The organism is Liquorilactobacillus satsumensis (assembly GCF_964065465.1).
Lineage (GTDB): Bacteria > Bacillota > Bacilli > Lactobacillales > Lactobacillaceae > Liquorilactobacillus > Liquorilactobacillus satsumensis.
The window spans coordinates 1073940-1088377 of record NZ_OZ061606.1 but is presented as its reverse complement, the minus strand read 5'-3'; the positions used below and the strand labels follow the sequence as shown (position 1 = coordinate 1088377).

Annotated in this window: 11 protein-coding genes; 6 read left to right on the top strand and 5 right to left on the bottom strand. The window is 41.2% G+C overall.

What is annotated here, in order from left to right:
* Positions 1-75 precede the first annotated feature (75 nt).
* The 6 genes from AB3Y88_RS05190 (at position 76) to AB3Y88_RS05165 (ending at position 6616) form a co-directional block, all read left to right on the top strand.
* Positions 76-489: a helix-turn-helix domain-containing protein gene (locus AB3Y88_RS05190; RefSeq protein ID WP_056961048.1), complete on the top strand. Its 414-nt coding sequence runs from the start codon at positions 76-78 to the stop codon at positions 487-489.
* A gap of 87 nt (positions 490-576) precedes the next feature.
* The gene (locus tag AB3Y88_RS05185) at positions 577-1299 is read left to right on the top strand and encodes a TerC family protein (RefSeq protein ID WP_056961047.1); all 723 of its coding nucleotides are present in this window, start codon (positions 577-579) and stop codon (positions 1297-1299) included.
* A 19-nt stretch (positions 1300-1318) separates the two neighbouring features.
* Positions 1319-2146, top strand: a complete 828-nt coding sequence (locus tag AB3Y88_RS05180) for a Cof-type HAD-IIB family hydrolase (protein ID WP_056961046.1) — start codon at positions 1319-1321, stop codon at positions 2144-2146.
* A gap of 73 nt (positions 2147-2219) precedes the next feature.
* Entirely contained in the window at positions 2220-3209 is a 990-nt protein-coding gene (locus AB3Y88_RS05175; RefSeq protein WP_056961045.1) for an aldo/keto reductase, read from the top strand.
* Positions 3210-3412: 203 nt separating this feature from the next.
* On the top strand, positions 3413-5965 hold the full coding sequence (locus AB3Y88_RS05170; RefSeq protein ID WP_056961044.1) for a GH25 family lysozyme: 2553 nt from the start codon (positions 3413-3415) through the stop codon (positions 5963-5965).
* 159 nt (positions 5966-6124) lie between these two features.
* Complete coding sequence (locus tag AB3Y88_RS05165) at positions 6125-6616, top strand: QueT transporter family protein (protein WP_054756978.1); 492 nt, start codon at positions 6125-6127, stop codon at positions 6614-6616.
* 671 nt (positions 6617-7287) lie between these two features.
* Here AB3Y88_RS05165 and AB3Y88_RS05160 read toward each other — a convergent pair.
* The 5 genes from AB3Y88_RS05160 to AB3Y88_RS05140 form a co-directional block, all read right to left on the bottom strand.
* Positions 7288-7668 (bottom strand): VOC family protein, encoded by a 381-nt coding sequence (locus AB3Y88_RS05160; protein ID WP_228887997.1) that lies wholly within the window; start codon positions 7666-7668, stop codon positions 7288-7290.
* Positions 7669-7696: 28 nt separating this feature from the next.
* Positions 7697-9004 carry an MATE family efflux transporter gene (locus AB3Y88_RS05155; protein ID WP_315972243.1) on the bottom strand — a complete coding sequence of 436 codons (1308 nt, stop codon included), beginning with the start codon at positions 9002-9004 and terminating at the stop codon, positions 7697-7699.
* Positions 9005-9215: 211 nt separating this feature from the next.
* Complete coding sequence (locus AB3Y88_RS05150; protein ID WP_056961862.1) at positions 9216-10121, bottom strand: proline-specific peptidase family protein; 906 nt, start codon at positions 10119-10121, stop codon at positions 9216-9218.
* 67 nt (positions 10122-10188) lie between these two features.
* Positions 10189-12621 carry a Xaa-Pro dipeptidyl-peptidase gene (locus AB3Y88_RS05145; protein ID WP_056961860.1) on the bottom strand — a complete coding sequence of 811 codons (2433 nt, stop codon included), beginning with the start codon at positions 12619-12621 and terminating at the stop codon, positions 10189-10191.
* Between the two features lie 291 nt (positions 12622-12912).
* Complete coding sequence (locus tag AB3Y88_RS05140; protein ID WP_056961858.1) at positions 12913-14304, bottom strand: APC family permease; 1392 nt, start codon at positions 14302-14304, stop codon at positions 12913-12915.
* Positions 14305-14438: the final 134 nt, after the last annotated feature.

Below are 14438 nucleotides of genomic sequence, written 5' to 3'. Positions count from 1 at the left end.
TTTCTTTGGTGTGAAAAGTCAAACAGAGTATGATAATTGATATAAGATATTAATGTAAGTAAAGGGGGAACCTAAATGTTTCCAGAACAATTAAAAGCATTACGGACTGGCCGCGGGTTAACACTTGCGGAGTTAGCCGCAAAGTTGAACACGATGGACGATAAAATAAGTCAGCGGCCTAATACTGGACCACAGATCGGTAGTTGGGAGCGTGGAATTAATACACCCTCGTATTTAGATGTTTATCGGTTAGCTCGTTTTTTTGGTGTCTCACTTGATTTTATGGTGGGGCGAAATTCGCAAGTTCTTGATTTATCGGATGTTTTTGCACTTAATAATCAGCTTGTGCTTGAAGGGCATTTGCTATCTGGGAAGGAACGCGCTGCAATTTATGGATTGATCAAAGGATATTTGCAAGGAAAATATCCCCAAAAGCAGCCAGCCGCAGCTGCGGATACGGATGAAGATGTTACTTTGCCGTTAAACTGAAAATTCATAAATAAAGCTGTTCCACCACGAAATTTTGTATGCTAAAATTTAAGTGTTAACTAACTGATTTAGAGGGGAGATACTTTTTTGGGTATCATTTCAAAACTATACGGGCCTTTTTTTGACGTTCACAATTGGGCAACGGTGATCGAATCTGGCAGTGACTGGATCGTTATCTTGTCCTTGGCACTAATCGAATGTCTGCTTTCCGTGGATAATGCAATTGTTCTGGCAGCTCAAACCAAAGCGTTGCCAAATAAAAAGGAGCAGGAAAAATCTCTTTTTTATGGTCTTTGGGGAGCATATGTTTTTCGGTTTTTAATTATCGGAATTGGCACGTATTTAATCAACTTCTGGGAGATTAAAGTTTTAGGAGCAGGGTATCTCCTGTATTTGGCGGTGATGCATTTCTATCACATGGCATATCCAGCAGCTGCCAAAAAGAAGGTTCGGCGCAAGCGGATTTTACCTTTATTTTGGTCAGTAGTTATCTCGATTGAGTTAATGGATATTGTTTTTTCAATCGATTCAGTGCTAGCTTCACTGGCGATCTCTAACAACCCGGTCATTGTTTTAATTGGAGGCATGATTGGAATTTTGTGTATGCGTGGAATTGCCGAAATCATTATCAGGTTAATGGAGATTATTCCTGAATTGGAAGTTATGGCATATGCGTTGATTGCATTGATTGCATTTAAACTTTTCTTGTCGATTCCAATGATTGGAATTGAGATTCCGGCACCCTTGTTTGCAGGTGTGGTTTTTCTAGCAATTTTAGTAACTTTTATTGTTAATCGGCTTAGACATTAGAGAAGAATGGCGGTAAGAAATGTATAAAATGATAGTGTGCGACATGGACGAGACTTTATTGACCGACAGTAAGCAGATTACTGCAGAAAATACAGCAGCAATTAAGGCGGCGGTTGAACAAGGGGTTTATTTTGTCCCCAATACAGGACGTAACTTTCTGACAGTTCAGGATAATTTGCAACAGCTTGGCTTGTATCAGAAAAAGGATGCGTACGTCATTTCTTTTAATGGCGGTGCGGTTGTAGAAAATTATCAAAATCGCATTTTGCTGGTCAATGAGATGCCTTTTGCTCAAGTAGAGGCTTTATTCAAGTTAGGGGTACAGGCACAGTACTGTGTTCATGTTTACACCTTGGACAAGCTCTATATTTGGAATATGCAACAAGATGAAATCGATTACTTGGCAGGTAGAATTAACGGTTGGATCGATCTGGATAAACCGGATATTTCGCAATTGAGAGGACAAAGGCTGGTAAAGATTCTTTTCAGTGTTCCTACGCGAGCAGAAAGAAAAAAAGTCGAGCAGGTTGTGCATGAACAATTTTCATTCCCGCTGAACGTTACTTTTTCTTCGGACCGTTATATAGAATTTAACCCTGTGACTGCTGATAAGGGTAAGGCAAGCTTGGCATTGGGGACACGCCTAGGCATTAAACCTGCAGAAATTATTGCAATCGGAGATAATAGCAATGACCTTGCAATGATTCAGCAAGCAGGGTTAGGTGTGTCAGTGCAAAACGGACGCCAGTTTGTTAAAGATGTGGCTGATTATATTGCCAAACGCGACAATAATCATAGTGCAGTGGCTGAAGTGATTGAAAAATTTGTTTTAAAACATACTAGCTAAGCATTTCAAGTAGTGAAGGGGTATCAAGTAGCCAAATGGTTTGAATTGAAAATTGCAGAAAGGGAATGAGTGTATGTATTTAGCTAATGAGAAAAGATATTCCAATTTGCCAGTACGTCGCGTAGGAAATACTGGATTAGTCTTACCAGTTGTTTCGTTAGGGTTATGGCATCATTTTGACAGTAGCAGTCCTTACTATGAGCGCAAGAACTTAATTTTACAGGCGTTTGACAGGGGCATCTTTAGCTTTGATTGCGCTGATCGTTATGGTTCACCTGAAGTGGGGTCAGCTGAGTCCTTATTGGGTAACTTGCTGCGAGCTGAATTGAAACCCTATCGTGATGAATTGGTGATTACTACCAAAGTAGGGTTTCGGACAGGTCCCGGACCCTTTGGGGAATTTCTCTCACGTAAATCAATTCTACAGTCAGTCGAACATAGCCTGCAACGTTTGGGAACAGATTATGTCGATATTTACTATGCACATCGTTTTGATCCGCAGACTGATCTTTTCGAATCGCTACAGGCACTTGACCAGGTTGTCCGTGAAGGCAAGGCGCTCTATATTGGAATTTCGAATTTTGATAGTGCCCAAACTAAACGTGCAGTTGAGATCTTTAAAGACTTAGGGACTCCTTTTACCGTGAACCAGGTTTCTTATAATATGTTAAATCAGAGTGTTGAAAAGGATGGCTTGTTAGCGACCTTGAAAGAGGCAAAAAAAGGCTTAGTTGCGTATGGTCCTTTGGCTGAAGGACTTTTAAGTGCACGCTATTTGAAGAGAATTCCTGAAGACTTCAAGATTCATCGGACGAGTCAAGCAGTATTTGATAACGGAACTGCTGCAGTCGAACAGAAGCTGCACGCTTTGAATAAGATTGCAAGTGCACGGGGGCAGAACTTGTCCCAATTGGCGCTGGCATGGTTGTTGCGCAATGAGGTTGTAGCGAGTGTGATTATTGGGACAACAAGTCTTAAACATCTAGAGGATGATTTAGGCGCTGTTAAGAATTTAGCATTTTCGAAAGCGGAATTACAGCAATTAACAGAAATTTTGCAGTAATTCTAAAAAAAATAGTGTAATCTTGATAAAAAAATTAAAAAGCGCTTAAATATTATACTGATTTTTGTTAAAATTACGTCGGGGGAATCCAACTCGGCGTTTTTTTAGTCTTAAAAAACAGAAAAAAATTCCGATAGTTATTATAGGGTATTCTTTCAAGCTAGAGGGAAAGTTCAAAAATTACAGGGTAGGGGAGAAGAGAATTGAAAGTTAAACAGATGAAGCGCTTACTGCGGGAACAAAAGGCACGTAAAAGTAAGAAAAGCTATGTTGTTTCGGGGGTAACTGCATTAGCACTTACTTCAGGTGCATTGTTCGCCCAACCAGTGCAAGCAGATCAAACAGCACCGGCTGCGACCGTCACACAAAGTTCAAACAGCAGCAGCTCAACTGCCGAAGCGACAACAAGTGCGCAAGCAGACCAAAGCAGCGCAAGTAATAGCACAAGCAGCAGTAGTAGCAGTACCGCTGACACGAGTGCTGCTTCCAAGACAACAGCAACTGGAACAACAGCGACAACGAGTGCGGTTAAAGTTGAAGCTCAAACTCAAAGTGAAACGACTGCTGCAGATGTAACGCAAAAAACCAGCGCTAGCTCGAGTTCAGCAACAGCTGTCCAAGATAATACACCTGCAGTCTCCAGTTCAGCTGAAAAAACGCCTGCAGCTGTTAAAAGCGAAGTGGCAGCTTCTTCGTCAACTGAACAGACTGCTGCTCAGAAAACGCCTGCTAATACTGTAACAAATAAAAGTACTTCAACTGAGACTAGTGACACAACCAGTAAGGATCAGGCAGCGACGTCCGCTAAACTAAAAGTTTTAGCTGCTGATAATGAGATTGATAGTTGGAATATTGGAGATTCCAGTCGTCCACGAGTAGATGCGGTTGATGTTTCATCGTGGCAAAGTGAAATGTCTCAAGCCAACTTTAATACACTGAAAGAAAAAGGTGTCACAACAGTAATTGTTAAGTTGACTGAGGGCAATGACTACACTAACCCCTATGCAATTAAACAGATTAAAGCAGCTGTGAATGCAGGGTTGAATGTCGATGTCTATCATTTTGCACGTTTTTCTTCTACAGCTCAGGCGGTGGCCGAAGCCGATTATTTAAAGAGTGTTTTGACGGCCAACAACTTTTCAGATTTAACGTTGATTATTGCAGATATGGAAAAAGACACCACTAAGTACGCAGGTGTAGGGACATCATTGCAGTCATTTTGGAATATTTTAAGCAAGGCTGGCTATACTAATCATGGTGTTTACGCGAGTCTTGAATATCCTGAATTAAGTGAAGTTTCAGAGACAGTCGGTAAAGACCATACCTGGATTGCACAGTATGTATATCATCCTGAGGCAAGTGATTTGAGGAACACGTCTTATGGTGCGTGGCAAGATAGCTCACAGACTAAGCTTGCGGGCTATAATGGTTATCTAGATGCGACTATTTCATATAGCGGATTTTTAAATAACAGCGCCGGTGCGGCGATTCTTTCAGGCAACCAGGTCAAGTTGAGCGGCCAAAAGGAAGTTAATGGGCATTGGTACTATTACGATGAGACTACCGGGAAAGCTGCAACAGGATATAAGTGGATTGCGGCGCAAAATAAGGTCGTTTATTACGATAGCCAAGGAAGAATGGTTTATGGCCAGCAGCTGATTAATGGCAAGTGGACCTACTTTGATCCTACAACTGGTGCGCAGGCCAAGAACTCATTTGTAACTATTGCGGCTCAAAATAAGGTTGTCTATTATGACAGTCAAGGGAACATGGAATACGGTCAGCAAAAGATTAACAATCAATGGTATTATTTTGATCCCAGCAATGGTGCAATGAAAACGGGGATCCAATTTATTCCAGCACAAAAGAAAACCGTTTACTACAGCGCAAACGGTCAAATGCAATACGGTCAGCAACGCATCAATGGAAAATGGTACTACTTTGATACTTATGATGGTGCCATGCAGACTGGTTTCCAGTACATTGCAGCACAAAAAAAGACGGTTTACTATAACTCAGATGGTCAAATGCAGTATGGTCAGCAACGCATCAACGGTAAGTGGTACTACTTTGACACTTACGATGGTGCCATGCAGACTGGCTTCCAAAAGATTCCGGAGCAAAACAAGACAGTCTATTACAATGACAATGGTCAAATGCAGTATGGCCAGCAAAAAATTAACGGCAAGTGGTATTATTTCGATACTTATAATGGTGCCATGCAGACGGGATGGCAATACCTCGCGGCGCAAAATAAGTTAGTTTATTATGCAAGCAATGGTCAGATGCAATATGGGCAACAAAAAATTAACGGTCATTGGTATTATTTTGATACCTATACTGGGTCACAAAAGTTCGGTCTGCAATACTTACCAGATCAACAAAAAATAGTTTATTACGGTAATGGTGGTCAGATGCAGTATGGGCAGCAACTGATTAATGGACACTGGTATAACTTTGATACTTACAATGGCGCCATGCAGACGGGTTTCCAGCAGATTCCAGCACAGCAAAAGACCGTTTATTATAATTCAAATGGTCAGATGCAATATGGGCAACAAAAAATTAACGGGCACTGGTATTACTTTAACACCTATAATGGTGCTATGCAGACGGGCTTCTTTTACATTGCTGATCAACATAAAACAGTTTATTACAATGAAAATGGTCAGATGCAGTATGGTCAACTGAAGCTCCAAGGCGTAACTTATACGTTTGATGCATTTAATGGAGCACTTTTGAGTAAAAGTAATTAGCATTAAGCCCAATTGAACCAAAGTTAAAATGCGGTGTAGTGTGGATTGCTTTCCAAGTGTGTCGCACTTCTTTCTAGGATCTGATATAATCAAATGCGATGTGTAATGGTGGTTCGCGAAAATCCCACCATAATAAAAAACTAGAAAGAGGTCTTCAACTTGGAGAATACTCATCAAAAAACAGCCGGTTTGGTTAAGTCCGGATTGGTTGCGGCACTTTATGTTGTTTTAACAGTTGCTTTTTCTTCTTGGAGCTATGGTCCGATTCAGCTGCGGTTATCGGAGATGCTGAACAACCTAGCCGTTTTTAACAAACGCTATATTTGGGCACTGACAATTGGATGTGTGATTGCTAATCTGTGGTCAAGCCTAGGCGCAATGGACGTAATTTTTGGTTCTTTGGGAACTTTAATGATGACAGGTATTAGTTATCTGCTTAGTCGGTATGTAAACTCCCGTATTGGAAGATTAGCAATTAGCGTATTAGTTTGTGCTTTTTCTTCTTGGAGTGTTGCACTTGAGCTTTATTTCATCAGTAAAGCACCATTTTGGGCTACGTATTTGACTGTTGGAATTGGAGAGTTTATTTCAGTACTTGCCGGTGCGTTAATTATTTGGGCCATTAGTAAGAGAATTGATCTTGAAAAATAGGCATGTAAACAAAATTTTCCTGTGAAATAATTGAGAAAGAACAATTAGGGGCTGTGACAAAAGTTAAATTTTGTCACAGCCCCTCTTTATTCGGATAAACGTGTTCCATAAGTCAAAATGTTCCGTCTAACTTCGAATTACTCATAGCAAAGTACTCGCTATGTTCGTAATTTCGAGTTAGCACTCAAATTTTCCCGACTTATGTCACACTCTCTCTTATATTCCGGATAAACGTGTTCCATAAGTCAGAATTTTCCGTCTAACTTCGAATTACTCATAGCAAAGTACTCGCTATGTTCGTAATTTCGAGTTAGTACTCAAATTTTCCCGACTTATGTCCCACTCTCGCTTTTATTCCGGATAAACGTGTTCCATAAGTCAAAATGTTCCGTCTAACTTCGAATTACTCATAGCAAAGTACTCGCTATGTTCGCAATTTCGAGTTAGCACTCAAATTTTCCCGACTTATGTCCCACTCTCGCTTTTATTCCGGATAAACGTGTTCCATAAGTCAAAATTCTCTGTCTAACTTCGAATTACTCATAGCAAAGTACTCGCTATGAGTAATTTCGAGTTAGTACTCAAATTTTCCCGACTTATGTCACACTCTCTCTTTAGTTATTCCAAAATTTAAGGTGCAGGGTTTGGCTTAATGTGTATGCTTAAGCATGTTATTTATAGCTGGCAATTTCCACTAAATTTTGATCATAGTCATTGATGTAGATTGCAGTCATTTGACCTTCAGCCCCTTCTTTTTTAAGCGGACCTGCGACAAGCGGAATATAGTAGCTTGCTAAGTGATTGAGAATGTTTTCGACGGGATCAGCAGCTACGATGCAAATTGCGGCGGAACCGGAAGTTGGCTTGGCAGCTGTCAAAGACTGCGGCTGAGTTGGTGTTTGAAATTCAATTAGCTGGTGGCCACAACGCACACAGCCGCCTGTTTGTTTTTGAGAGATGATCGGCATATCGAAAACTTCATGGTAAAAGCGTAACGCCCGCGGAATATCTGCGACGGTTAAGACGATATGATCAATGCGTTTAATTTTCATAGAAACACTCCTTAATAAAATAAGCATATCACGTGAAACTCTGCCTGAAAATATTTCGAGTAAAAAACAGTCCAAAAATGGTGATGATGAATTCGGTAACAGTGACGCTGAGCCAAATTCCTTCCATTTGCCAAAAATGTCCTAAGATAACAATGCTTGGAAGTAAAATAACGTAACCGCGCATTAAAGACATAAAAAAAGAAAAGCGAGGTTGGTTAATGGAGATCAGAAACATCATGATATTAATGTTGATGCCGGAAAAGAAAATGCTAAGAAAGTAAAGTGGAATTCCGACAGCAGCATAATGAACCATTAAAGTTTGTGTGCCACGACTGAAAATGCCGATAATTGGGTACTTGAAAAGCAACAAAATTCCGAAACTCAAAAAAGCAATTAAGAGACTGGTGCACAGGCCAAGTTTCAAGATGTAACGCACATTTTTCCAGTTGTTTTTGCCATATTCGCGTGCAAGCAGCGGTTGCATCCCAAAAGAAATCCCATTGAAAAGAGCGAGCACAATTAATGCGAGATTAGCAACGACACCATAGGCTGCGATTGCTAAATTTCCGCCACTTTTCAACAAAACAACATTATAAACAAAGATACTAACCCCAGTACTCATTTCGGTCAAAAAAGAGGGGAGTCCTAAGCGGGTTACGGCAAGCACGTTTTTGAAGCGTGGAAGTTGCAGGCGAAGTTGCAATTTACGTCCAGTAAAGTGGCGGTGTTGCGTTAAAACAACAAGACTGGCTAAGGGTGCAAAAAGTGTTGCCCAGGCCGCACCCACCATGCCCCATTTGAAAATAAAGATAAATAGATAGTCAATCACGAGTACGAAGAAAGTTTCCGTCAAAGTTGCCAGCATCGTAAGGCGGGGATTGCCATCGTTCCGAATAAAATTGACAGAGATGTAGTTCAAAATAAAGAAGGCCGCCCCTAGAGAAACTATCCGCAGATATGCACTGGCCAGTCCGATGGTTTGCTGATTGGCCCCCAGTAGTGTTAAAAGCGGCTCAGTTAGGAGGTTGGCCATGGACGCAAAGAAAATCCCAAGGAAAAAGCCCAAGGTCAGCAACTGACCGTACAAAGCGGTATTTGTTTTCTGTGACAGTGAATTGTTGATTGAAAAAATGGTTGCTCCTCCGATGCCTAAGAGAAGTCCCATTGAATTGAACAGGTTAAAAATTGGAAGCACAATGTTTAGCGCTGCTAATCCTAAGGGACCGGCAGCAAGGGAAATGAAGATTGTATCTGCAATTACATAAAGGGAAAGGCCTAGAGAAGCCAGAATGTTTTTCCGTACATAACTGTAAAATTCGCGTCCAAGGTTTTGCACAGAGCGCACCTTCTTTCATCAGTTTGAATAGTTTTCGTGAACAAAGAGGTTGAGACTTTATCTGATAGTTGTTGTAAAAAGGAGCCTGCGACAAGACATAAGCTTGGCACAGGTTCACAATAACTAGTTTAGAAAAAGTCCCAGCCTCTTTAGATGCGGTCGAGTAATTTTGGAGTTAAGCTAATTGTGATTTTTCCAGTGAATTAGCAGTTTAAGCGTCAAAATTTCCGGTTTCGACGTCTGTCAAAAATTTCTTTAGATGGGCAAAATAAACAGGTGCATTATCAATCATATGGTGATGCCCACCATTGGGCGTTGTTTCAAGGCGTGCATGCGGAATTACGCTGGCCATGCGGCGTGCAGTCGCGAGCGGCATAGTTTCGTGCTCCCCATAAGTAATTAAGGTTGGCATGTTAATTTTATGGATATCCTGACGCCGATCCCAGCCTTTCATTTTACCTGTAACCACAAATTCGTTGTCTCCTTGGAAGTAATTGTAGACAGGAGTAGCCATTGTATCTGTCAAATGAGAGATAGCCGGCGGTTGTTTCCGATCAACGTAGCCGCGATTGAGAAGATCAATCAATTTTTGGTAACGTTCATTGGCATAATCGTTTTTTGCTTCACATTTTTTCATAAACTCAAGTTCAGCGGCTGAGAATTCTTTTTCACGGATTGCATTGATATTGGCGACATACTCATCAATATTATCAGTCATGCTTGAAATGATGATTCCCTTAAGGTGCTGCGGGTATTTTAACGCATATTCTTGTGTAAGAATTCCGCCCCATGACTGTCCAATGAGATAAAAGTTGTCTAATCCCAGTTTTTGCCGGACTTCCTCGACTTCATCAATGAAATAATCCATGTTTAAAAATTGGTCAATGTTTTCTTGCTTGCTGAAGTCTGGTTGATCAGAATACCAAGATCCCAGCTGATCATACATCGAGACCTGAACCCCAAGATCGGCCAGTTTGGTTGCAAAATTTTCATAATATTCATGGTTTCCGCCTGGGCCACCGTGAAGACAGAGAAGTTTGATCTTCCCCTGGCCTTCTGTATGCGTCCATAAATGATAACCATTATCTAAAGTTAAAATGGTTGTCCCTTGTTTCATCATCAACACCTAGTTTCTTAAAAGTTATCTCAATCATAGCACTTAAACAACCGTTAAAACCAGTAAATCATTGGTCTAAGTGAGTGGAGGTCATCTGCAGCCGCAGACAGCTTTCACCGAATTGCAGCGAGTAGGCGAGATCCTCATTCGGTCGAATAGTAATTCCCATATCTGTGGAATAGACAACTAGACCTAACTGATGCCCCACGGCAAGGCGGTAAAAGGTTGGCTGCAGTTTAAGGGTAACCGGATAGAATTCATTGGGACTTAACTCGTCATTTTGCCAAGCAAAGTGGCGGTTTTGGAGATTAATATGACCTAAAGAGATCATTTTCCAAGGGGTGGCTTTCTCTAGCTCAAATTCAACCAGGTCTTCTTGCTGCCAATGGTAACCTCTGTCAAGGGCCTTACGGGCGATGACTTGAGGAGTAGTGCCTAAACGTTTAGCTAAACCATAGTCAACGAGCATAAAACTCAACATCCCATGATCTTTGTTCACTGCAACCTTTACCGTGACTTCGGGTGTTCCCCGCAGGAGCAGTTCATGTTGTAAACTGGCTGTTCTAAACAACAGCCGATTTGCTTTAAGAGGTGAGTTTTCTGGAAGCAAGAGGTCTTTGCGCCAAATAGCCGGATTTTTTTGATAATAATTGAAAGCCTCAGTATTTAAATGATCTTTAAAGGTCGCAGCACCAGGCCGAACAGCAGAAAGTGTGCTGGTCAATTCATGTGGTTGCAGCCAAAGAGTCTGTTTGTGTGCCTGTGAACTTTCCCAGTCGGTGTATTCCGTCCATTTCTCGGGTTCAAGGTTATCTTGTACGATCACAGTCGGCAGCAACTCGGCCGCGTGATTGTCAAGTTGGTAAAGTTTATAAGTCAGCCAAAGATTAATCATATCTGTAAAATCAAGTGAGCGGAAATTATTGATGTAGATATGCTGTCCTTGGTGCAGAATCAGCTTTTGTCTGACCGGGAGTTCTTTAAGCGCCTGCCAAAGATGATAAACATTGCGTGGTTTAACATTCCAGTCATTAAGTCCATGTACCATGAAGATGTCAGCAGTTATATTTTTAGTATTGTTAAGATAGTTGCGGGCATCCCAGAAAGAATTGTAATTACCGCTCTTTCGATCTTGTTCATGTGTGATCTGAGTAAGTGTCCGGTTGAATTCAGCTTTTACCTTGAGATAGTCGCCCGGCTGTTTTTTTCGACTGAAGCATTCAAGTGCAAGGACATCAGCATCTTCTCCTGGAAAACCGCCAGGGGAAGCTACTAAACCATTTTCACGGTAGTAATCATACCAACTGGAGATTGCTGCTTCGGAGATAATCGTTTTTAATCCGGCAACTCCGCTTGTAGCCGCTGCGGTTGCGAGTGTTCCTAAGTAGGATTTACCCGTCATGGCAACCGAACCGGTACACCACCATGCTTTAAGGGCAATGTGATCGGTTTTGTTTGTGAAAGCTACGCGTTTGCCGTTTAACCATTCAATGACGGCGATTGTTGCCGCAGTTTCTGCAGGGGAACCGCATGTTTGAACTCCATCAGAATCCTTGGTCCCGATTCCGGAAGCATACACAGCCGCAAATCCACGTGCTAATAAATAGTCATTTAGTGAATAGGTAAATTCGGAACTAAAAGTTTCTTCTGCTTCGGATGTAGTGCCCTTAATTTTTCTGCGTTCTGGCAAAGGAGTTTTAGGAGACTTGAATCTCAGCTGTTCATAAGTTAAGTGCGTTGGTGTTTTATGGACCAGCGGAGTGTTCATTGAATGCATTAACTTATCTGCAGCCTGGTCGTTGGTGCCTTGATTGTACGGACTGGCAGTATAGACTGCAGGAACCTTTAAACCATGGTTGGTCTCGCTGGGACGAATGAAATCAACTTTAATAAGATCACGAGCACCATCATTATCAGTATCCAGATCAGTTTCAACATAAGCGGTTTCATGCACTAATTTAGTGGTATCAAAAATTGGCTGGGCCTTGCCATTAAAAAACAAAGGTTGGGTGCAGTTAGTGCTAAGGGGCACAAAGTAGCCTTGGGCTGCTAAGTCATCAAGGAAAACTTGTCCATTTTTGGTATGCGTACAAAGCAGATCGTACCAGGCAGAAAAAAGATCCTTGGTTGATTCTAGTTGTGTTGCATGAAAAAGACCGATTTTTTCCATATCGTGTAAGGGGGTTTCCAATGAGAAATCCTCAGCAGGTAAGAAACCGAGTAACTGTAAGGCGACGTTATAAAAGACGGTCAAAGACAGTGAATCGGTTTGTAAGAAGGTGGGGACATCTTTTTGGGCAGTTGCTAATAAACCGGCCAGCTTTTGGGCTTTGCTTGAAGCCGAATGTGCCTGTGGGAAAGCTTTTTCTAGTAATTTTTGCCAACAACGATTGAGATTTTTTTCTTCCAGTAAAGTTTCATCTATGTACTGAATTGTTTGCAATTCAGTCAGTTTTTGTGGATAAGGTACCTTGAGATGTGCGAATTGATTATTGCGCATAATTATTCCTCCTGCTTAAGTACTTCATTTCCTGATTATACCCTAATAGCAGCATGTAAAAAAGAAGTGCTCCCAGCACCAGATTTTTGTACCTAACCGCAAATTGAACGTCGCTAAAGACCGACTATTTTACAATTTGTAATTAAGTTCAAAGCCAGCTTGTGCTGAAGACACTTCACTTTTTCATATTCTTTAACGCATTCCAGTCAGTAACCCTGTAAGTCCCAGGTCGAATAAATTGTGACCTCACAAATAATATTACGAGGCTTGGACGCTAACTAACACCCTTCGCTAATCCTGAGTCAATTGACTATGCTTAACCCCATAAGTGAAGTAAATAAACATTCCAATGATAAACCAGATTGCAGATGCAATCCACGTCTCAACTGGCAATGTAGACAGCATTAGCAAACACAAGAAAACTGAAATCAGCGGCAAAACTGGATAGAATGGAACTTTAAAACCAGTATTAGGGATATCTTGACGTTTACGCAAAGGTAAAATTCCCAAAGAAATGAAAGTAAAAGCAATTAAAGTCCCAATATTAACCAGACTTGTCAGTTGATCTAACGAAACAAAGCCACCCATAAATGAAATGATGATTGTGACAACCAGCATACTATTATTCGGGGTGTGGTGTTTTTCACTGACCTTACCTAAAGCTTTGGGTAATAAGCCGTCACGTCCAATTGAATAGATTAAGCGTGAGCTGCTATAGATCATCGTGACCATCATTGTAAACATCCCCGCAAGCGCACCTAATGAAATAATGCCGGCAGCCCAATTTTGGTGAACAAGCCGAAGTGCAAAAGCAACGGGATCAGCAACATTTAACTTTGTATAAGAAACCATTCCGGTCAGCACAATCGAAACGAGCGTGTACAAAATAGTACAAATTATCAAAGTTCCAATAATTCCGATCGGCATGTTTTTACGCGGATTCTTAACTTCTGCTGCGGAAGCCGAGACAGCATCAAAACCCAGATAAGCAAAGAAAACAAGCGAAGCACCTGTAAGGACACCCATGCCACCAAATGGAAAGAAGGGTTGCCAATTAGTCGGTTTAACATAAAAGAAGCCAACTGCAAGAAAAAGCAGGATAATAGCAATTTTAACGATCACAATGAGATTGTTTAACTTGATTGAGGTCCGGACGCCCTTTGAAAGAATAAATGCAATTAGCCAGACGATCAAAATTGCAACAAGATTAACATAAGTTCCGTGGGTCGGGTCGAAGTAATTGCTGAGGGCTTTTGGAAGATGAATTCCGAATCCAGCCAATAAAGAATTAAAATACGCGGCCCAGCCGGTCGAGACAGCGGCTACGGCGAGCATATACTCAAGGATCAAGGACCAGCCTAAGAACCACCCGATGATTTCACCAAAGACAACATTTCCGAAAGAATATGCACTGCCAGCAATTGGCAAGGCCGATGAAAATTCAGCATAGCACATAGCAGCTGTTGAACAGACGACGGCTGCCAATATAAAGGACAAGATAATACTTGGACCACTATGCAAGGCAGCGACCGTACCTGGGAGAATGAAGATCCCAGTTCCAATCACAGCTCCAATTCCTAGTGCAATTAAGTCTTTAGCTGTCATAGTTTTGACTAGCCGTTTATCTTTGGCTAAATAACGAGACAAACTTTCTTTCTTGAAAATTCTTTTCCACAAATCCACGAGCTCAGCTCCTTAAGAAATTTTTAAATAGACGCCTTTGATAGTATACAAAATTAGAGTAAGATGTCAATTGAATTGGAAAATTAAAATGGAAACGATATTTTTTTAATCTAATTAAAGTAATATAGCTTACC